The 19939-nt window shown below is 73.1% G+C and carries 21 protein-coding genes and 1 riboswitch; of the genes, 14 read left to right on the top strand and 7 right to left on the bottom strand.

Going from position 1 to position 19939, the window contains the following annotated elements:
* From VF202_07320 to VF202_07330, 3 genes are all read left to right on the top strand, one after another.
* The coding region (locus tag VF202_07320; protein ID HEX7039901.1) for a sugar kinase at positions 1-968 on the top strand (968 nt) is incomplete at its 5' end.
* The gene (locus VF202_07325) at positions 965-1636 is read left to right on the top strand and encodes an NAD(P)H-dependent oxidoreductase (GenBank protein HEX7039902.1); all 672 of its coding nucleotides are present in this window, start codon (positions 965-967) and stop codon (positions 1634-1636) included. The genes VF202_07320 and VF202_07325, both read left to right, overlap by 4 nt.
* Positions 1602-3173, top strand: coding sequence for an MFS transporter (locus VF202_07330; GenBank protein HEX7039903.1), 1572 nt, complete (start codon positions 1602-1604; stop codon positions 3171-3173). Before VF202_07325 ends, VF202_07330 begins: the two co-directional genes overlap by 35 nt.
* A gap of 110 nt (positions 3174-3283) precedes the next feature.
* On the opposite strand, the gene VF202_07335 is transcribed toward VF202_07330, so the two are convergent.
* A complete protein-coding gene (locus VF202_07335) occupies positions 3284-3988 on the bottom strand; it encodes a TraX family protein (protein HEX7039904.1) in 705 nt (234 codons plus the stop codon).
* 76 nt (positions 3989-4064) lie between these two features.
* Positions 4065-4631 (bottom strand): copper resistance protein CopC, encoded by a 567-nt coding sequence (locus VF202_07340; GenBank protein ID HEX7039905.1) that lies wholly within the window; start codon positions 4629-4631, stop codon positions 4065-4067.
* 97 nt (positions 4632-4728) lie between these two features.
* On the opposite strand from VF202_07340, the gene VF202_07345 reads away from it, so the two are divergent.
* On the top strand, positions 4729-5589 hold the full coding sequence (locus VF202_07345) for a CopD family protein (protein HEX7039906.1): 861 nt from the start codon (positions 4729-4731) through the stop codon (positions 5587-5589).
* Positions 5590-5758: 169 nt separating this feature from the next.
* Here the strand turns inward: VF202_07345 and VF202_07350 are convergent, their stop codons facing one another.
* Complete coding sequence (locus tag VF202_07350; protein ID HEX7039907.1) at positions 5759-5989, bottom strand: hypothetical protein; 231 nt, start codon at positions 5987-5989, stop codon at positions 5759-5761.
* Between the two features lie 103 nt (positions 5990-6092).
* On the opposite strand from VF202_07350, the gene VF202_07355 reads away from it, so the two are divergent.
* From VF202_07355 to VF202_07365, 3 genes are all read left to right on the top strand, one after another.
* On the top strand, positions 6093-6740 hold the full coding sequence (locus tag VF202_07355; protein HEX7039908.1) for a YceH family protein: 648 nt from the start codon (positions 6093-6095) through the stop codon (positions 6738-6740).
* Between the two features lie 68 nt (positions 6741-6808).
* Complete coding sequence (msrB, locus tag VF202_07360; GenBank protein HEX7039909.1) at positions 6809-7231, top strand: peptide-methionine (R)-S-oxide reductase MsrB; 423 nt, start codon at positions 6809-6811, stop codon at positions 7229-7231.
* On the top strand, positions 7231-7803 hold the full coding sequence (locus VF202_07365) for a hypothetical protein (protein HEX7039910.1): 573 nt from the start codon (positions 7231-7233) through the stop codon (positions 7801-7803). Before msrB ends, VF202_07365 begins: the two co-directional genes overlap by 1 nt.
* A gap of 138 nt (positions 7804-7941) precedes the next feature.
* Here VF202_07365 and VF202_07370 read toward each other — a convergent pair whose 3' ends face one another.
* The 4 genes from VF202_07370 to ribD form a co-directional block, all read right to left on the bottom strand.
* Positions 7942-8580 (bottom strand): phosphoribosyltransferase family protein, encoded by a 639-nt coding sequence (locus VF202_07370; protein HEX7039911.1) that lies wholly within the window; start codon positions 8578-8580, stop codon positions 7942-7944.
* Between the two features lie 73 nt (positions 8581-8653).
* Positions 8654-9868: a bifunctional 3,4-dihydroxy-2-butanone-4-phosphate synthase/GTP cyclohydrolase II gene (locus VF202_07375; protein ID HEX7039912.1), complete on the bottom strand. Its 1215-nt coding sequence runs from the start codon at positions 9866-9868 to the stop codon at positions 8654-8656.
* Positions 9861-10508 (bottom strand): riboflavin synthase, encoded by a 648-nt coding sequence (locus tag VF202_07380; protein HEX7039913.1) that lies wholly within the window; start codon positions 10506-10508, stop codon positions 9861-9863. The genes VF202_07375 and VF202_07380 overlap by 8 nt, the downstream gene beginning before the upstream one ends.
* A complete protein-coding gene (gene ribD, locus VF202_07385) occupies positions 10508-11602 on the bottom strand; it encodes a bifunctional diaminohydroxyphosphoribosylaminopyrimidine deaminase/5-amino-6-(5-phosphoribosylamino)uracil reductase RibD (GenBank protein HEX7039914.1) in 1095 nt (364 codons plus the stop codon). Before ribD ends, VF202_07380 begins: the two co-directional genes overlap by 1 nt.
* Before the next feature lie 77 nt (positions 11603-11679).
* Positions 11680-11823: riboswitch (FMN riboswitch) on the bottom strand.
* Positions 11824-11920: 97 nt separating this feature from the next.
* Between ribD and VF202_07390 the strand changes: the two genes are divergently transcribed.
* The 7 genes from VF202_07390 to VF202_07420 form a co-directional block, all read left to right on the top strand.
* Positions 11921-13159, top strand: a complete 1239-nt coding sequence (locus VF202_07390) for an aminopeptidase (GenBank protein HEX7039915.1) — start codon at positions 11921-11923, stop codon at positions 13157-13159.
* Entirely contained in the window at positions 13147-15009 is a 1863-nt protein-coding gene (gene recQ, locus VF202_07395; GenBank protein HEX7039916.1) for a DNA helicase RecQ, read from the top strand. The genes VF202_07390 and recQ overlap by 13 nt, the downstream gene beginning before the upstream one ends.
* A 152-nt stretch (positions 15010-15161) precedes the next feature.
* Positions 15162-15353: a hypothetical protein gene (locus VF202_07400; GenBank protein HEX7039917.1), complete on the top strand. Its 192-nt coding sequence runs from the start codon at positions 15162-15164 to the stop codon at positions 15351-15353.
* A 54-nt stretch (positions 15354-15407) separates the two neighbouring features.
* On the top strand, positions 15408-16226 hold the full coding sequence (locus VF202_07405) for a hypothetical protein (GenBank protein HEX7039918.1): 819 nt from the start codon (positions 15408-15410) through the stop codon (positions 16224-16226).
* 124 nt (positions 16227-16350) lie between these two features.
* Positions 16351-16821 carry an SRPBCC family protein gene (locus tag VF202_07410; protein ID HEX7039919.1) on the top strand — a complete coding sequence of 157 codons (471 nt, stop codon included), beginning with the start codon at positions 16351-16353 and terminating at the stop codon, positions 16819-16821.
* A gap of 41 nt (positions 16822-16862) precedes the next feature.
* The gene (locus VF202_07415; protein HEX7039920.1) at positions 16863-17213 is read left to right on the top strand and encodes a metalloregulator ArsR/SmtB family transcription factor; all 351 of its coding nucleotides are present in this window, start codon (positions 16863-16865) and stop codon (positions 17211-17213) included.
* A 174-nt stretch (positions 17214-17387) separates the two neighbouring features.
* Positions 17388-19939: C1 family peptidase (locus tag VF202_07420; protein HEX7039921.1), on the top strand; the 2552-nt coding region annotated here is incomplete at its 3' end.

Genomic DNA, 19939 nt, shown 5'->3' on the forward strand with positions numbered 1-19939 from the left:
TGCCCCTCGTCGTCGTGGGCGACTACGCCTGGGACGTGCTGATCCAGGCGAACACCGAGCTCCTGGCCGGCGGCGACATCTACGGCGAGGTGCAGCTGGCGCCCGGCGGCAGCGCCGCGAACACGGCGGTGTGGGCGCGCCGCTGCGGCCTGCCCACGCGCTTCGTCGGGAAGGTCGGCAACGACCGCTTCGGGCGCCTGGCGCAGGAGGAGCTCGTCGAGGAGGACGTGGGGGCCGTGTGGCTGCACTCCGACACGCACCACACCGGCTCCGTCGCCGTCTGGATCGACCACACCGGCCAGCGCTCGATGGTGTCCGGCAAGGGCGCCGACCACTACCTGCTGCCTGGCGAGCTGCCGGTGCGTCTGCTGAGGCGCGCGCGCCACGTGCACCTGTCCGCCTGGTCGTTCTTCGGCGACCCGCCGCGCGCCGCCGCCCGTCGCGCGGCCCAGCTCGCGAAGGAGGCCGGCGCCACGCTGTCGTTCGACCCCGGCTCTTTCCAGATGATCCGCGACGTGGGCGTGGACGCCTTCGTCGGCTTCACCGCCGACCTGGGCATCGACCTGCTGTTCCCCAACGCCGAGGAGGGCGAGGTGCTCACCGGCGAGACCGACCCGGAGCGCGTCTGCCGCCGCCTCGCCGAGCTCTACCCCGGCGCCGCCGTGGCCCTCAAGCAGGACGCCGCCGGCGCCTACTACCACGCGCACGGGCGCGGCGCCTCCATCGGGCCGGCGCCGGGCCGGCTCGTCGACGCGACGGGCGCCGGCGACGCCTTCGCCGGCGCGTTCCTGGCCGCGTGGCTGCGGGGCGTCACGCCCGTCCGCGCCGCGGCCCTGGCGAACCGCGTCTCGGCGTGGGTCATCGAGCGGGTGGGAGCGCGTCCGGCCCCGGACAGGGCCCTCGAGCGGGCGCTGGCGGCGTTCGACGACGCCGTCAGGGAGGCCGGCTGGGACGAGGCGGGGGATTGACGACGGCCGAGGGACCGGTCACTCCGCAGGGACCCGCTCTCCTCCTCGTGCTGTGCCACCCGGCGCAGGGCAGCCTCTGCGCCGCGCTGGCCCGCGCGGTCGCCGATGGCGCCCGCGGGGCCGGGGTCGCTGTCACGGTCCACGACCTCTACCGCGACGGCTTCGACCCCCGCCTGGCGGCGGCGGAGGTGGAGAGCACGCGCTTCGCCGACGACCTGGCCGCGCGCTACGCCCGCGACCTGCTGGCGGCCGACGCCGTGGCCGTCGTGCACCCGGTCTGGTTCTTCGGCCCTCCGGCGGCCCTCAAGGGCTGGGTGGAGCGCGTGGTGCGCGAGGGCGTGGCCTACGACGTGGGCGAGGACGGCGCCGTGACCGGTCGCCTGCGGGCCCGCGCGGCGCTGGTCGTCACCACGGGCAACGCCGGGCGCGCCACCGAGGCGTCCCTCGGCGACACCGTCACGCGCTTCTGGCGCGACCTCGTCTTCGGTCCCGCCGGGGTGCCCGAGACGCGCCGTCTGGCGTTCGCGCCGGTGCGCGGCAGCGCGGCCGAGGAGAGGGCGGCCTGGATCGAAGCGGCCAGGCGTGAGGCCGCGACCCTCGCCGCGGCCGTGCGGGCGTATCTTGGCTCGCATCGTGCCGAGCAGCGACGCCCTGACGAACCGACGTAGCGCCGACGCCCCCCGCGGCTCGACCCTGCCGGAGTCTGGCGCCGCGCGCGCCGAGGAGGCCGCGACGCCCTCGCGCCGCGGCCTGGTGCTGGCCTTCCTGATGACGACGATGGCCCTGGCCTCCATAGAGGGCACGATCGTCGCCACCGCGATGCCCAGCATCGTCTCGGCCCTGGGCGGCTTCGAGCTCTACTCCTGGGTGTTCGCGTCGTACCTGCTCACCCAGGCCGTCTTCACGCCGATCTCGGGGGGCATCGCCGACAGGGTGGGGCGCAAGCCGGTGCTCATGGTAAGCGTGGCTCTCTTCCTCGCCGCGTCGGTGGGCTGCGGGCTGGCCGGCTCGATGCGGCAGCTCGTCATGCTCCGCTTCGTGCAGGGCGTGGGCGCCGCCGGCTTCAGCACGATGGTCGTGACGCTGGCCGGCGACCTCTACACGGTGCGCGAGCGCGGCCGCATCCAGGCGTACCTGGCCAGCGTGTGGGGCGTCTCCTCGGTGCTGGGGCCGCTGCTCGGCGGCCTGATCGTCGCGAACCTCCACTGGGCCTGGGTCTTCTGGTTCAACGTCCCGTTCGGCCTCGTCGCCCTCGCCGGCCTGGGGCGCTTCCTGCGCGAGCGGGTGACGCACACGGGCGCGCGGGTCGACGTGCTCGGCTCCGGTCTGCTGCTCCTGGGCATCTCCAGCCTGATGGTCCTGCTGAACATGGGCGGCCGGCTCGAGGCCGTCCAGAGGTGGGTGCTGGCGGCCGTGGTGCTGGCGTCGCTCGCCGCCCTCGGCCGGCACCTGTGGGCCCGCCAGGGCGGCGTGCTGCCCGTCGACCTGTGGCGCGACGGCCTGATCCTCCTGGCGAACCTCAGCGCGTTCGTGGCCGGCGTGATCATGATCGGCGTCATCACCTACGTGCCGCCCTACGTGCAGGGCGCCATGGGCTTCGCGCCGCTGGTGGCGGGCTTCGCCCTCTCGACGATGTCGCTGGGGTGGCCCGTGGCGTCGTCGATCTGCGGCCGCCTGCTCATACCCCTCGGCCCCGCCACGACGGCGCGCATCGGCGGCGCGGCCGGGGTGCTGGGCGGGCTCATGTACCTGTTCCTCAGGCCCAGCCTGGGGCCGGCGTGGGTGGCCGCCGCCTCGTTCCTCGTGGGCGCCGCGATGGGCTTCGTCAACACCTCCTCGATCGTGACGATCCAGGCGACGGTCCCGTGGGAGCGCCGCGCCAGCGCCACGGCGGCGAACCTCCTCATGCGCCTGGTGGGCAACTCGGTCGGCGCGGCGCTGCTCGGCGGGGTGCTAAACGCCGCCGTGATCGCCGGCATCGCGCGCGCGGGGGCGTCGGACACGCTCGACCTCGGCTCCGTCGAGCGGCTCCTGAACCCCGCTGGGGCCGCCGCCGGCGGGCCCCAGCTCCCGCCCGCCGCCGCCGACCTGCTGCAGCAGGTGCTGGCCGGCGGTATCGAGCGGGTCTTCGTCTTCACGGCCGGCGGCACGCTGGTGCTCTTCGCGCTCACGCTCCTGTGGCCGCGCTCGCGGCGCCTCGAGTAGGCCGCGGCTCGTCGGGTAGGCCGAGGAGCCGCGCTCGCCCCTCCGACCGCGCGTCCTAGGACCTCAGCCGAGGAGCCGCGCTCGCCCCTCCGACCACGCCCCCTCCGACCTCAGCGGAGCAGCCTGTCGATGCCGACGAGCAGCGCGAGGTGCGCCGGGTAGAAGACCCAGGGCAGGCGCCCGCTGCGCGGCAGGCCGAACGGCAGCACGGAGGCGACGAACGGCAGCGGCAGCGCCGCCAGGCCCGCCGGCCAGACCCGCCACGGGTAGTTCTGCCACGCGACGAACAGGACGGTCGCCAGCAGCGCCAGGGGCTCGCCCGTGCGCAGCGCCCACCACCACACGACGATCAGCCCCACGCCGGGCGGGCCGTACTCGACGAGAGCCGAGGCGACGAGCACCGCCGCCAGGCCGACGGGCACCAGCAGCGGCGACCTGGCGTCAAGCTCCTCGCGGCGGCTCAGGAGGAGCAGGGCCACGGCGCCGAGGAACAGCGTCCCCAGGATGTTGACGACGAAGCGGTCGAACGCCAGGTAGTGCGGCAGCGCGGCCACGGCGCACCAGGCGAGCAGCGGGACGAGGTAGCGGCGCGGGTCCACGCCCCGGCGCGCCACGTTGTAGGCGAGCAGGAACGCGAAGATCGGCCAGGCGACGCGGCCGACGGCCCGCAGGGGCACGGCCGTGGGCGCCGGGAGCAGGATGGCGCCCACGTGGTCTACGACCATCGTGGCGATGGCGATCCAGCGCAGCACCTCCTGCTGGCCGGAGGTGAGGTCGATGAGCGACCAAGGTCGGCTGCCCGACGCGGCGTCCACGACGTCAGCCTAGCGGGGGAGGCGGCCCGGGCGGCGCGAGCGGGGACTGGCCGGGCGACCCGGAGTCAGCGCCGCGTCAGTCGGTGACCTCGAAGACGAGCCAGCCGTCCGCGGCGTGGGAGTCCACGGAGAGGGCCCGCCACACCACGACGTAGGTGCCCGGCTCGAGCGGCTGGGCGAAGACCAGCGTCAGCTCCTCGTGCGCCCCGCTGGGGGGGTCGGCGACGGCCGGCACGAGGCCGGTGGCGAACCCGGCGTCGGCGAGCACGGCGGCGGCCACGGCCTGAGCCTGGGCCTCGAGGGCGGGGTCGAGCGCGGCCTGGTGCCCGTGGTCCTCGTCGCCGGCGGCCGCCGGGTCGCCGTGCTCGTCGTGCCCGCCGGCGGTAGCCGGTTCGCCGTGGTCGTGCGCCGCGGTGGCCTGGGCCGGCAGGCCCACGGCGGCGAGCGCCTCCTCCAGCCTGAGGACCTTGAAGGTCGAGAAGCCCGTCTCCACGGCCTCGGTGAAGCGTAGGACGACGGAGCCGACGTCCGCGGCGGCGGCGCCGTTGGCCGGCTCGCTCGAGTCGAGGTGGGCGTGGGCCAGGGCGTGGCCGAGGAGCAGCGGGACGAGGACGGCGGCGAGGTAGCCGAGTGCTCTGCGCATGGCGCGAGCATAGCCATGGGTCCGCGCGCGCGGCGTCCAGGAGCACGTCCGTGAAGGGCGGGTGAAGGGGTTAGAGTCGCGGGACCGAGGTGCTGCCTTGCTGATCCTCGTCAAGACTGCTTCGTGGGCGGCCGTGGCGGCGCTCGCGGGCGCGGCGCTGGGCCGCTTCTGGCTGGCGCCGGAGCGTCCTCGCGCGGCGGGCGTGGTCGTGGCGGCGGCGCTCGCCGTGCCCGTCCTCGGCGCCGTCGAGCTGTGGCTGACCCTCGCCCAGGTGCTGAGCCCGGTGGACGTCGCGCTGTGGTGGCGCTACGCGACCACGACGGCCCACGGCGACGCGGTCCTGTGGCGCTCGGGGGCCGCGCTCGCGCTCGCGTCCGCGGGTCTGGTGCTGCCACGTCGCTGGTGGCCGCTCGCCGCCGGCCTCGGAGTGTGGCTGTGCCTCGGCTTCAGCAGGGTGAGCCACGCGTCAGCCGTGGGCGGCACGGGCCCGCTGCTCGTCGACCTCGTCCACCTCGCCGGCGCCGCGCTGTGGGCGGGGGGCGTGTGGCGGGTGGCGCTGGGCTCCGGGCGGCCCGGCCTGCCCGAGGTCGAGCGCCTCTCGCGCCTCGCGCTGTGGGTCGTCGTCGGGCTCGCGATCACGGGCCCGGTGAGCGCGCTCGTCCACGCCTCCGAGCCCGCCGGCTTCTTCGCCTCCGGCTACGCCGTCGCGCTGGCCGTCAAGTCGTCGCTGGTGGCGGTCACGCTCGTCGTGGCGGCGGCGAACCGCTTCGTCCTGCTGCCGCGGGCCCGCCGCGGGCTCCCCGGCATGCGCGCCGCCCTGTGGGCGGAGAGCGCGCTGCTCCTGGGCGTGCTGGCGGCCACGGGCTGGCTGTCGACCTCCGCGGTGCCGCACGGCGCCGTGGACGGTGTGGACGTGATCGAGAACGCCAGGCGGGTGCTCGAGTTCCTGCGGCGCTGACGGACGCCACCGCCGCTCGGCCGACACGGGGCGCCTCGCGACCCGGTATCGCCGGGGCCTCCTCGAGCAGTCCGGCACCCGGTGGGTCCTCGGCGGGCGCGGGCGCAGCGGGCGTTCACGAGGATGTGGTCACCGAGTGACCATAACGTGACCACTGGCCTGGCCCACGTCACATCGCGCGCTTGAGCAGCGCGATCATCTCCTCCTGGCTCAGGTCGCTCGAGTCGATGGCGTCCCGCAGCAGCTCGGCCAGCTCGACGAGCGCCGGGTTGCCCTCCCGGTCCTGCGCCGGCACGAAGTAGCCGACGAGGTGCCCGTGCCTCTCGATGCGGAGCCCCTCGCCCGCGGCGAGTAGCTTGGTGGCGTTGTCCCTGAACTCGCGTATCCCGACGTTCCTCACGCTCACCTCCGGACGCGCGGCCCGCGGCCGACGCCGTGGTCACATGGTGGCCAGTCGGTGGCCAGGATATCAGCTGCGCGTCCCGCCGTATACTCCGGCAGTCATGGCCCTGACCGACGTGGAGGTGCGCGTCCTGGGCGCGCTGATCGAGAAGGAGCGCACGACACCGGACGGCTACCCCCTCTCCAGCCAGGCGCTGCTCACCGCCTGCAACCAGAAGACCAGCCGGGATCCCGTGACCGATTACCACCTGCAGGACGTGCTGGCCGCCATGGCGCGGCTGCGTGACCGCGGCCTGGCCGAGACGGTCCAGGCGGACGGCGACAGGGTGCCGAAGCACAGGCACAAGGCCGCCCAGGCCCTGGGCCTCGACGACAGCGAGGCGGCCGTCCTGGCGGTGCTGCTGCTCCGCGGACCGCAGACCCCGGGCGAGCTGCGCACCCGGACCGACCGCTACGTTACGTTCGGCGGCCTCCCGGAGGTCGAGGCGGTGCTCGAGGGCCTGGCCGGTCGGCGGCCCCCGCTCGTGGTGCGCCTGGGCCGCGCTCCGGGTCAGAGCCAGGACCGCTGGGGTCACACGCTGGGCGCCGACCCCGGCAGGCTCGCGCCCCGCGTGCGCCGGCCCCGCGAGGGCGCGACGGGTGACGGCGCCGTCGGCGGTGGCGGCGACCGCGTCGCCGGTCTGGAGTCGCGGGTCGCGGCGCTGGAGTCGCGCCTGGCGGAGCTGGAGGAGCGCCTGGCCGGCGACTGACGGGGCAGCGGGGCCCGCGCTACGGGCGCCGCGCCGATCGGCGTCATGATGGTGCCGGGAGGTAGCCAGTGACCGACGTCTTGAGGCTCAGCGAGGAGGAGTGGCGCAGGCGCCTGTCGCCCGAGGAGTACAGGGTCCTGCGCGAGCACGGCACCGAGCCGCCCTTCGAGGGCTGCTTCCTCGGCACCAAGGACCCGGGCACCTACGTCTGCGCGGCGTGCGGCAACCCGCTCTTCGAGTCGGGCGTGAAGTACGAGTCGGGCACCGGGTGGCCGTCGTTCACGCGGCCCGTCTCCGACCACGCGGTGAGGGAGTACCTCGACAGGTCCCACGGCATGGTGAGGACCGAGGTCCGCTGCGCCAGGTGCGACAGCCACCTCGGCCACGTGTTCCCTGACGGTCCCCCGCCGACGGGCCTGCGCTACTGCATGAACTCCGTGGCGATGCGCCACGTCCCCGCGGGCGAGCCCATCGTGCTGGTCCAGCCTTGATGACGGCGGCGCGCGCCCTGGGCCTCTCGGCCTCGCGCGGAACGGCGTCGCGGTCGGCGGCCAGGTCGCTGCCGCGCACGCTCGCCGAGCTCGACGAGGTGCGCCGCGAGTGCCGGGCCCTGGTCAACAGGTCGGCCGGGATCTCGGGGCTGGCGGCCGTCGTGCCGGTGCCCGGCGCCGACGTGGGGGTCGACGTCACGCTGTTCATGCAGCTCCTGCCCGCGATCAACCGCCGCTTCGGGCTCACCCCTGAGCAGGTCGAGCAGCTCGACGCGCGCACGAAGGAGCTGGTGTTCCTCGGCGTCACCAGCGTCGGCAGCCAGGCGATCGCTCGCCTCGTCACGGCCGACGTGGTCGCGGCGCTGCTCAGGCGGATCGGCGTGAGGATCGCCGCCAAGTCGGCCGCGAAGTGGGTCCCCGTGGTGGGCTCGGCCGCGGCGGCGGGGATCAGCTACACGGCCATGCGCCTCGTCGGGAACCGCCACGTGGACGACTGCTACCGCGTGGTACGCGCGGTGATCGAGAGGTCGGGACCGGTGCTCGACGTGCCCGCGGTACCTCGCCCGAGCTGAGGGTCGCCCAGCGGCCTCCGCGACGTCAGCGCGCGGCTCGGCGGCCGTCGCCCTTGGCTCCGCGGCCGGCGCCATAGGCGCGTCGGCGACGGCGGCGCGGACGCGGCGCCCGCCGGGAACCGCGAGGAGCCGCCGGGCTCATCCCGCCGCGGACAGCGCCTCGCGCACCTCGGCGTCGCTGGTCTGCGAGAAGTCGCGGTACCACTCGCCCACGCTGCGCAGCTCGCGCGGCCGGTGAGGGCACACCACGTCGTCGGCCACCTCGGCGATGCGGGCCAGCGAGTCGGGGGCGCCGACGGGCACCGCCACGACGACCTCGGCGGCGCCGGCAGTCCGGGCTGCCCGCACGGCGGCGCGCACCGTGGCGCCCGTCGCCACGCCGTCGTCGACGATCATGGCCACGGCTCCGCGGAGGTCGAGCGGCGGCCTCTCGCCCCTGTAAGCCCTCTCGCGGCGCCTCACCTCCGCCAGCTCGCGCTCGACCACCGACGCCACGACCGACTGGGGCAGGCGCAGGTGCGAGACCACGTCGTCGTTCAGCACCACCCCGCCGCCGCTCGCGACCGCGCCCATGGCCAGCTCCTCGTGGCCCGGCACGCCGAGCTTGCGCACGACGAGGACGTCGAGGGGCGCTCCCAGCGCGCGGGCGACCTCCGCGGCGACGGGCACGCCTCCCCGAGGCAGGCCCAGCACCACGAGCCCGCTGCGGCCCGCGTACCGCCGCAGCTCCTCGGCCAGCTCGCGGCCCGCCTGCGCCCTGTCGCGGAACAGCGCCACGCCTCACGATAGACGAGCGCGTCCGGGGCCGGGCGGCGGGAGCGGGGGGCGGCGCGAGGCGGAGCCGGCGCCCCTACAGGTGGTGCCCCAGCTTCTCGGCCTTCGTCCTCAGGTAGCGCTGGTTGTGGGCGTTCTCGCCCACGCGCAGGGGCACCCGCTCCACGACCTCCAGGCCGAAGCCGCGGAGCGCGGCGATCTTGCGCGGGTTGTTGGTGAGCAGGCGCAGGCGCTTCACGCCCAGGTCGACGAGGACCTGCGCGCCCACGCCGTAGTCGCGCAGGTCGGGCGAGAAGCCGAGGCGCTCGTTGGCCTCCACCGTGTCGGCGCCGGCGTCCTGTAGGGCGTAGGCCTTGAGCTTGTTCAGCAGGCCGATCCCCCGGCCCTCCTGGCGCAGGTAGACGAGCACGCCGCGGCCCTCGGCGGCTATCGCCCGCAGGGCGGCGTCGCGCTGGAAGCCGCAGTCGCAGCGCAGCGAGTGGAGCGCGTCGCCGGTGAGGCACTCGGAGTGCATCCGCACGAGCACGGGCTCGCCCGAGGCGACGTCGCCCATCGTCAGCGCCACGTGCTCGTCGCCCCTGACCTCGTCGACGTAGCCGTGGACCGTGAACTGGCCGAACTCGGTGGGCAGCGACGCCGAGGCCACCCTGGTCACGAAGCGCTCGCGCTCCAGGCGGTAGGCGATGAGGTCGGCGATGGCGCCCACCTTGAGCCCGTGCTCGGCGGCGAACGACTTGATCGCGGGCAGGCGCATCATCGTGCCGTCGTCGTGCATCAGCTCCGAGATCGCGGCCGCGGGCTTGAGCCCCGCCAGGCGGCAGAGGTCGACGGCCGCCTCGGTGTGGCCGGCGCGCCGCAGGACGCCGCCCTCGCGGGCGCGCAGGGGGAAGACGTGGCCGGGTCGCGACAGGTCCTCCGGCTTCGCGTCATCGCGGATCGCCGTGAGGATCGTCGTGGCGCGGTCCCCGGCCGAGATCCCCGTGGTGACGCCCTCGCGGGCCTCGATCGACACCGTGAACGCCGTCTCCCGCTTGGCGGTGTTGTGCTGGACCATCGGCGGCAGGTCGAGCCTGTCGGCCATGGCGTTGGTCATGGCCAGGCAGACGACGCCGCCGGTGTGCCTGATCATGAACGCGAGCTTCTCGGGCGTCACGGCCTCGGCGGCCAGCACCAGGTCGCCCTCGTTCTCGCGGTCCTCGTCGTCGACGAGGACGATCGGCCGCCCCTGCCTGAGCTCCTCGACGAGCTCCAGCACGCCGGCCAGCCCGCCCGGTCGCGTCGACTCAGCCATGGCCGGCCTCCCTCAGCGCCAGGAGCCTCTCGACGTGCTTGGCCAGCACGTCGGTCTCGAGGTTCACGCTGTCGCCGGCGCGCAGGCTGGAGAGCGTCGTGACCGCCAGCGTGTGGGGGACCAGCGACACGCTGAAGTCGGTGGCCGGCCAGTCGGCGCGCGTGCCGCCGGGTCCCCCGACGTCCACCACCGTCAGGCTCACCCCGTCGATGGCCACGCTGCCCTTCGGCACCACCTGCCCGGCCAGGCGGGCCGGCACCCGGAGGCGGACGAGGTGCGAGCCGGGCGCGACGTCGACCGACACGACCTCGGCCACGCCGTCGACGTGACCCGTCACGACGTGGCCGCCGAGCGCCCCGCCGGCGCGCATCGCCTGCTCGAGGTTCACGTCGGCGCCGGGCTGCCAGCGCGGCGCCGTGCGCTGCAGGGTCTCCTCGACGAGGTCGACGGAGAACGTGCCGCTGGAGCCGCAGGCGCGCTCCACGACGGTCAGGCAGCAGCCCGAGACCGCCACGGAGTCGCCCACGGCCAGGGCCGTCACGAACGGGAGGCTGGCCGAGATCGCGACGCGCAGCGTCCCGTTCGGCGACTCGGTCGCCTCGGCGATCGAGCCGACCTCCTCCACGATGCCGGTGAACATCAACCTACCTCCGGGTAGACGACGCGACCCTGCACGAGCAGGTCGTCGCCGACGCGTTCGCTCCGCACGTCCGCGAGCGCGTAAGCGCATGGCAGCGCCGGCACGCCGGGGCCCGCGACCGGGCCGGGCGCCGGACCGCCGAGGAGCTTGGGAGCGATGAAGAAGGCCACCCTGTCGACGGCGCGGCGCGCCAGGAAGCTCCAGGCCAGGGTGCCTCCGCCCTCGAGCAGCAGGCTGCGCACCAGCCTCCGCCCCAGGTCGCGAAGGGCCGCGCCCACGTCGGGGCGTCCGTCCGGCGCGGGGAGCGTGACGACCTCGGCGCCGCGCTCCTCCAGGCGCCGGGCGCGCCCCTCGGGAGCCCCCGCGGCGGCGTAGACGACCACCCTGGCCGGCTCGCCCTCGGGGTCGGGGTCGAGCAGCCGGGCCGTGGGCGGCGTGCGCAGGGAGCTGTCGAAGACGACCTTCAGGGGGGTGCGCCCGCCGGGCAGGCGGGTCGTGAGGGCGGGGTCGTCGCGCAGGACCGTACCCACCCCGACGGCGATGGCGTCGAGCTCGTCGCGCCAGGCGTGCACGCGCTCCCGCGCGGCCTCGCCGGTGATCCAGCGCGACTCGCCGGCCGCCGTGGCCGTCTTGCCGTCGAGCGTGGTGGCGGCCTTGTAGAGCACGAAGGGCCGGCCCAGCCGCTGCGCCGTCAGGTAGGCCTCGTTGAGCGCCTCGGCCTCGGCGGCCAGGGTGCCGACGCTCACGCGGACTCCCGCGGCCTCGAGGCGCTCCACGCCCCGGCCGGACACCCGCGGGTCGGGGTCGAGGTGCGCGATCACGACCTCGGCGACGCCCGCCTCTATGAGCGCCTCGGTGCACGGCGGCGTGCGCCCGTGGTGGTCGCAGGGCTCGAGCGTCACGTAGGCGGTGGCGCCCCGCGCGGCGTCGCCGGCCGCCGCCAGCGCCGCGGCCTCGGCGTGCGGGCCGCCCGCGAACGGGTGCCAGCCCTCGCCGACGACCTCGCCCTCGGGGCTCACCAGCACGCAGCCGACCATGGGGTTGGGCGAGGTCCGTCCGCGGCCGCGCGCGGCCAGCTCGAGCGCGCGGCGCATGTGGCGCGCGGCCCGGCGGCCCTCTCCCCGTTCGCGTGTCGATGACATGTACGCACCGGGACGCGTCGCGCCCCGTTCGCCTCCTTCTCTCATCCGGACTGTCACCGTCGGCACCGGCATCTCACCGGTTCGGGCCTCTCGGCTTCGCGGGCTTACGGCGGGCGTCGCGGCGCCCGCCGATCACCGCCGGTCGGGAATCGCACCCTGCCCCGAAGGAATCGGCATCTCGCCAGGTTGTCGCGGGCGCCGACCGGCGCCCACGCGGCGATGATACCCCCGGCGAGCGGGACGCTACCGTGGGGCTGTTACCATGCGCCGATGAACGGCAGCGAGCACGATAGGCGCCTGGACCGCTACGCCGACCTGCTCTTGCGGGTCGGCGTCAACCTCCAGCCCGGCCAGAAGCTGATCTTCCGCACGAGCACCGAGGCCATCGAGCTGACGAGGCTGGTCGTCGCCAAGGCCTACCAGATGGGCAGCCCGTACGTCGAGGTCTTCTGGAGCGACGAGGGGGTCACGCGCGCTCGCTTCCTGCACGCCCCGGACGGCAGCTTCGACATCGTCCCCGAGCACCAAGCCGAGCGGATCGTGCAGCTCGCGCGGGAGGGCGCGGCGTCGCTGTCGGTGTCGGCCGACGACCCTGACAACCTCGCCGGCACCGACCCGCGCCGGATGGCCACCTACCTCGAGCACTGGCGCCCGCGCATGAAGCCGTACTACGAGCTGTCGATGAGCGACAGGGTCGCCTGGTCGGGCGCCGCGGCCGCCTCGCCGGCGTGGGCGCGGCGGGTGTTCCCCGACCTGCCCGAGGACGAGGCCCTGGCGAGGCTGTGGGACGCGATCTTCGACGCCGTGAGGCTAGACGCCGCGGACCCCGCCGCCGCCTGGCGCGAGCACACCGACGCCCTGCGGGCCAGGAAGGAGCGCCTCAACGCGCGGCGGTACGCCGCGCTGCGCTTCCGCGGGCCCGGCACCGACCTGCGCGTCGGGCTCGCCGACGGCCACCAGTGGGACGGCGGGGCGTCGTTCACGCCCGCCGGCGTCGAGTTCGTCGCCAACATGCCCACCGAGGAGGTCTTCACGGCGCCGCATAGCCGGCGCGTCGACGGCGTCGTGCGCGCCACGAAGCCGCTGGCCTACGCCGGCACGCTGATCGACGGCTTCGAGCTGACGTTCGAGGGCGGAGCCGTGACCAAGGCCGTGGCCCGCCTGGGCCAGGAGGCGCTCGACCACGTACTGGCCACCGACGCGGGCGCCAGGCGCCTGGGCGAGGTCGCTCTCGTGCCGGCCTCGAGCCCGATCGCCCGCACGGGGCTGCTCTTCTACGAGACGCTCTTCGACGAGAACGCCGCCTGCCACATCGCTCTGGGCCAGGGCTACGCGATGACCCTGCAGGGCGGGCAAGGCATGTCGCCCGACGAGAGGCGCGCCGCCGGGCTGAACGAGTCGCTGACGCACGTCGACTTCATGATCGGCTCGGCCGAGCTCGACGTCGACGGCGAGCTGCCCACGGGCGAGCTCGAGCCCGTGATGCGCGCGGGCGAGTGGGTGGACTGACGGCGGGAGAGACGGCGACGGGGCACGAGGGCGGTGCGCGCCACGGCGGCGCCCGCGAGGTGCTGAGGTCCGTCTTCGGCTACGACTCCTTCCGCGGCCTGCAGCGAGAGGTCATCGACACCGTCCTGGCGGGGCGCGACGCGCTGGTGCTCATGCCCACCGGCGGGGGCAAGTCGCTCTGCTACCAGGTGCCGGCCGTGCTGCTGCCCGGCACGACCGTGGTGGTCTCGCCGCTGATCGCCCTGATGCACGACCAGGTGGCGGGCCTCGAGCTGCTGGGCGTGCGAGCTGCCTACCTGAACAGCAGCCTGGAGCCGGGCCGGGCGCGCGCCGTGGAGAGCGCGGCCGCGGCCGGGCGCCTCGACCTCCTCTACGTGGCGCCCGAGCGACTCCTCACCGAGCGCTTCCTGGCCCTGCTCGACGGCCTCCACCGACGCGGGCTCCTCGACATGTTCGCGATCGACGAGGCGCACTGCGTCTCGCAGTGGGGCCACGACTTCCGCCCCGAGTACCTCGGCCTGGGCATGCTGGCCGAGCGCTACCCGGGCGTGAGGCGGCTGGCGCTGACGGCCACCGCCGACGCGCGCACGCGGCGCGAGATCGTCGAGAAGCTGGGGCTCGAGGGCGCGCGCACGTTCGTGGCCAGCTTCGACAGGCCGAACATCCGCTACCGCGTGGTGGAGAAGCGCGACGCCAAGGCGCAGCTCCTCGACTTCTACCGGCGCGCGCACGCCGGGGAGGCGGGCATCGTCTACTGCCTGTCGCGCCAGGGCGTCGACGCCACCGCCGAGTGGCTGCGCCAGCGGGGCGTGAACGCGCTCTCCTACCACGCCGGCCTGGGCGCGGAGGAGCGGCGCGAGCGCCAGGAGCGCTTCCTGCGCGAGAACGGTGTCGTGATGGTGGCGACCGTGGCCTTCGGCATGGGCATCGACAAGCCCGACGTGCGGTTCGTCGCCCACCTCGACCTGCCCAAGGGCCTCGAGGCCTACTACCAGGAGACGGGCCGGGCCGGACGCGACGGCGAGCCCGCCGAGGCGTTCATGACCTACGGCCTCCAGGACGTGGTCAGGGTGACGCACCTGCTGGGCGGGGGCGACGAGCTCCACAAGCGCGCCGAGCGCCAGCGGCTCGAGGCCCTGCTGGCCTACTGCGAGACGGCCGGCTGCCGGCGCCAGGCGCTGCTGGCGTACTTCGGCGAGGAGCTCCCCGGCCCGTGCGGCAACTGCGACACCTGCCTCGAGCCCGTCGAGACGTTCGACGGCACCGTGGCCGCCCAGAAGCTCCTCTCCACGGTGGCGAGGACCGGCCAGCGCTTCGGCGTCGGGCACCTGATCGACGTCCTGCTCGGCAAGGCCACGGACCGGGTGAGGAGCCTGCGGCACGACAGGCTCTCGACGTTCGGGATCGGCACGGAGCTTGACGGGGCCGGCTGGCGGTCGGTCGTCAGGCAGCTGCTGGCGGGCGGGCAGCTGGTGCCCGACCCCGACGGGTACGGCGGCCTCCGTCTGGGGCCGAGGGCCGCCGCCGTGCTGCGCGGGGAGGCGGAGGTCGTCCTGCGACGCGACAGGGTGGCGCCGCGGACGAGGCGCCGCGCCGGCGCGCGCGCTGCTGAGCCGCTGGCCTCCTCGGCCGACGAGGCCCTCTTCCAGGAGCTGCGCGCGCTGCGCACCGCCATCGCCAGGGAGGCCGGCGTGCCGCCCTACGTGGTGTTCCACGACAGCACGCTCCGCGAGATGGCCGCGCTGCGGCCCACCGACCTCGACGCGCTGTCGCGGGTCTCGGGCGTAGGAGCCGCGAAGCTCGAGCGCTACGGCGAGAGGTTCCTCGCGGTCATTCGCCACTCAGGCTAAGCTGGACACCCAGAGCTGCGCCCGGAAGGCAGAATGAAATCCGTGATTTCCTGGACCAGTGATTGAGCCAGGGGCGCAAAAAGCCCACGAGCCACATCTGCGCGAATTCGGCAATGCTACCATTATTCGAGTATCTGGGAGGAGGAGGAGGCATGGCGACGAAGGCGGCCACGCGGAACCGCGCAAGTGAAACGGTCAAGAGTTCGGCATCGAGCCGCTTCGCGGACTCAATTGCCGTAAAGACTTCGCCGTCCGGAACACAGTACGTCAATCCTCTTTACCTTCTCTTCTCTCGTGAAGAACTGCTGAACCGCGCAAGGGAAGCACAGAAGAAATCCAAGTAGAGAAGAGCGATCTGGCACTTCAATCGCTGCGAATAGGTATACTTAGCAATTGAGGTGCCGCCGCTTGACCTACTGCTTTTGCCTCTGCTGGGCGGGTTCGTCTTCGCCCAGAAGTTCAACTTGACGCGCTATGTGACGATTAGGAGCGCCGGGAATAGGCTCTTCTTTTACGCAGCCTTATCTGGAGTCGTCTTCTTGTTCGTTTCCACCCTATTCATAAACCTCCTGATGTCCACGTCGCCAGGCGCACACATCGCTAGAGCTTGGCACTGGATTGTCCCTTACGGCCATTCAGGAAAGGCGGCCGGAGCTTTCATACTAGGAACTACCGTGTGGTGGCCGCTCAACAAGCTTGGCCGCTTTCGACCATTCAAGTGGCTATCTGAGCAGGCCGCAGTCGACCGAGAGATTCAAGGAAAGCACGATCCCTTTGAGATGCTCTTGCGCCAGGCTCTAGGGGCCGGGAGGCAAATTTCCATTACGCTGCGGTCCGGAAAGGTCTATATCGGGAAGGTTGCGACCAATTTCAACCCTGCGCACAAGATTGAGTCAATACTACTGATTTTGAGTAAGAGTGGGCATCGAGATCCGACTACTCAAGAACTCACCATTGATATTGATTACAGCAGGACTCACGAGAAGGCTCGGCGAGATGTACTTAAGATGTTCGAGGAACGTTTGGCTGCCTTGGCCAGGGTGCATCCCGAAATAGGCGCCGAAGAGCTGCTGGATCGCGCACTTCAAGAACCACTTGCTGGAAACCTAGTAACGCAATTTGAGACCGTTGTTTTGATGTCTGAAGTAGTGAGCGCGAGCTACTTCGAAGATGCTGTCTATGAAGAGTACTTCAAAGCCTATCCGTCCCCAGACTAGAGCCGGCGGGACTGAAATGTGATTTGCTGTAGGAAACGGCAGTCCACGGCTAGTGGTGGGCAATTGCTGGGAGGGACTTCGCTTTTGCCGCATCGAACTGTAACATGCAACCAGGAGGTTGCATATGGACGAGTCGGCCGGCGCCGCCGCGGGCGAGCGCATCGTCAAGACGGTGGTGCTGAGGGCGCCCATCGAGAGGGTGTGGCGCGCGATCACCGACCACGAGGAGTTCGGTACGTGGTTCAAGGCCGAGGTCGACCAGCCGTTCGAGCTGGGCCGCACGCAGACCGGCCACATCACCGAGCCGGGCTACGAGTTCTACCAGTGGCGCTCGACCGTGGTGGCGATGGAGGAGCCGCGGCTGTTCGCGTTCCGCTGGCCGAACCCGGCCGACCCGCGCGCGGCCAGCTACGACGGCGCGCCCGAGACGCTCGTGACGTTCGAGCTCGAGGAGGTCGAGGAGGGCACGCGCCTGACGATCACCGAGTCGGGGTTCGAGGCCATCGAGGAGAGCAGGCGGGCGCAGGCCGTGCGCCAGAACACCCAGGGCTGGGACATCCAGGCGCAGCGCATCGCGGCGCACCTCGGCGCCTGAGACGTGGTCCGGCGGCGCCGGCAGCGGTGGTCGCAGCGGGCGTGACCGGCGTAGGCGGCGCCGCGCGGACGCCCCCCGCCAGGGACGCGGCGCGGGCGTTCGCGGCGCTGGGCGACCCCACGCGCCTCGAGCTGGTGCGGCGGCTGGGGGCGGCCCGGCGCCTCAACGTCACGCAGCTCAGCGCGGGCGTGGGCGTGAGCCGGCAGGCGGTCAGCAAGCACCTGGCCGTGCTGCTGGGAGCGGGGCTGGTGAGGCGCGAGCGGTCCGGCCGGGAGACGCTCTACGAGCTGCGCCGCGAGGGCGTGGCCGCGGCCGGCGAGTACCTGAGGCGCGTGTCGGAGGCCTGGGACGCGGCCATCGGGCGCCTGCGGGCGCACGTCGAGGAGACCTGAGGGCCGCTGCGGGCGGGAGGCGCCGGACCGGACCGGAGGTCCCCGCCGGTCCGCGCCGCGCCGCACCGCCGCTCCGACCCGTGCCGCACGGGCCCGCCGCGTCGGTGACGCCTGACGCGGGTGCGTCCCCGAGGCGTGCTAGCTTCCCCGCCAAATCGAAAGTCGAGGCGGGTCATGCGGAGTGGCTGGCGCGCGGTGCGGCTGTCGGTGGCGGTGCTCGTCATCGGCGTGGTGCTGGGCGGCTGCGGGCAGCCCGCAGACCTCAGCGACGTCCTCAACGCGGGCTCGGCCTGGCAGGGCGACGTGCCCGGCGACGCCGCGATGCTCAGCCCCGAGGAGTTCCACCGCCGGGTGAAGGACGGCAGCCTCGTCATCACGCTCGTCAGCGACGAGACGGACCAGGCCGCGGCCCGCGACCAGGCCTTCCTAGACGACCTGGCGGCGCTTCAGGGCGTCGAGGACCCCAGCCCGGCCCTGACGGACCTGCTCGCGGCGGCCGAGGGCCTCGTCGCCTTCGAGCCGGGGGCGACGATCGCGGTCGGCGGCGCCGACGTCACCCTCCTCGGCATGGGCGACCGCGTGCGCGACGCCGCTGTCATCGAGCAGCTCGCGCACGACGCCGACAACGCCCTCGCCGACTACAGGATGAGCTACGAGCTGCTGCCGGAGGATCTCAGGTCCCAGGCCACGCCGCCCGAGGAGCTCGAGGGGGCGAGCGTCGAGGAGATCGAGGCCGCGCTCGCCGCGCTCGACGACCTGCTGGGGACGGTGTCCGATCTCGACCGCGTGCGCTACGACCCGCACTGGCTGGCGGAGGAGAGCGCGCCGCTCCCGGCCCAGAAGGTGCCCGGCAGCGACCACGACGCCACCTGCGCGCGGCCGACGGGCTACTTCGCGAACTACTGGTTCCCGCTGCGCAACTTCCTCTCGCCGATGAAGAACCAGGCCCGCCGCTACGACTGCTGGGCGTTCGCGTCCATCGGGGCCATCGAGAGCCGCGAGCGGGTGCAGAACGACAACGCGGTCGACCTCTCCGAGCAGTTCTACGTGAACCAGGCGAAGTTCGTCTGGGACCGCAACGACTTCAGCGAGAGCCACAGCGCCCCGCTGGCGCTCTCGCGGGCGGTGGCCGCGAACCAGCGCCTGCCGGGCGAGTCGAACTGGCTCTACAACCCCTCCAGCGGGAGGTCAAGCAACACCGACGGCATGGCCTCCGACTACGTGGGCACGTGCGCCAACTACCAGGGCTCGTGCTCCGAGACGGCCCACCAGAGCCCGCGCTTCTGCACGGTCTTCGACCTGACCGGCGTCCCGGTGCCGTTCTGCGGCTACGACACGATGACCTACACCGGCCCCGGCGTGCTGGCCAGCACCTCGCGGCAGGTCTGGGCGTCCGGCCAAGGGTTCGACCTCAACAGGTACCGCAACTACCTGGCACAGGGCCACGTGATCATCGCCTCGTTCCCCGTGTACCGGGGCTTCACCGACGCCGTGGGCGGGGTCGTCTCCGACTACGCCAAGGAGTGCAGCGACGCCAAGGGCGGCACGACGAAGAAGTGCGGCGGCCACGTCGTGCAGATCGTCGGCTTCCTCGGCAACGACGCCCTGTCCACGCCGCAGTTCCCGGTGAACGCCGGGGGCGGCGGCTACTTCGTCGTCAAGAACTCGTGGGGCTGCGGCGCCGGCGACGGCGGCTACTACTACGTCCCGGCCGACTACGTCGAGCAGGTGTTCGAGTCCATGCACGTGCTGGAGTTCGACACGCGGCGCAGCAGCCGCTGGGACCAGGAGCAGGCGGCGCCTGGCAGCACCGAGACCCCCGTGATCGCGCTGAAGGACGTGCCGCTGCCCAGGCGCGCCGACCTGCGCGTGAGCCTGGACCTCGCCCAGTACTTCACTGTCACCCACTCGGCGACGAGCAGCGTGAACCTGCGGGTGGTCTCGAGCCTGTCCGGCACCGTCTACGACGGTCCGTTCACGATCAAGTCCGGTCCTTTCGGCGGGCCCGGCCTGCCGCTCACCTTCACCACGCCCGGCGTCCACGCGCTGACGGTCACGGCCTCCCACTCGGGCCGCGGCGCCTCGGCGTCGTTCGATCTCGACGTGGTCAACTCGGCGCCGGTCGTCGACATCCAGCCCGCCGGCAACGCGTACCTCGGCTTCGCCTACCCGCTGACCGCGCTGGCGAGCGACGTCAACGAGGCGGGCAACGCGCTGCTGTGCGCGAACATGACCTGGACGGTCGAGGCCCCGGACGTCGTGAGCGGCAGCGGCTGCCAGGTGCAGGTGACGTTCGGCGCCGAGGGGGCCAGGAGCGTGAGCGCGCGCACGACGGACACCGAGGGCCGCGTGGGGTCGGACACGGTCCTCGTGACCGTGGAGCCGGAGAGCGCGAACCCCTACCCGCAGGTCGCCACGTACGGGGTCTACGGCTACGACCTCGTCTTCTTCCAGGGCACCCCCATCGGCTGCGACGACGTGCAGGTCGGCGTGGGCGCGACGATCGACCTGCGCGACGAGGCCTGCAGCCTGGTGATCGGAGCGCCGGACGAGCTGCGTTACTCGGCGGTCGTGACGGTCACGAACCCGACCTCCGAGCCGCTCACCTACGACTGGCGGCTGATCGTCTCCGACCCCGGGTTCCCGGAGCGCACGATCCGCAGCCTGAACGGCGACGCCACCGGCGAGTTCCTGCTCTTCGCGTCGGGCAACAACGCCATCGAGGC

It is taken from the genome of Trueperaceae bacterium, from assembly GCA_036381035.1.
In the GTDB taxonomy this organism is placed as follows: domain Bacteria; phylum Deinococcota; class Deinococci; order Deinococcales; family Trueperaceae; genus DASRWD01.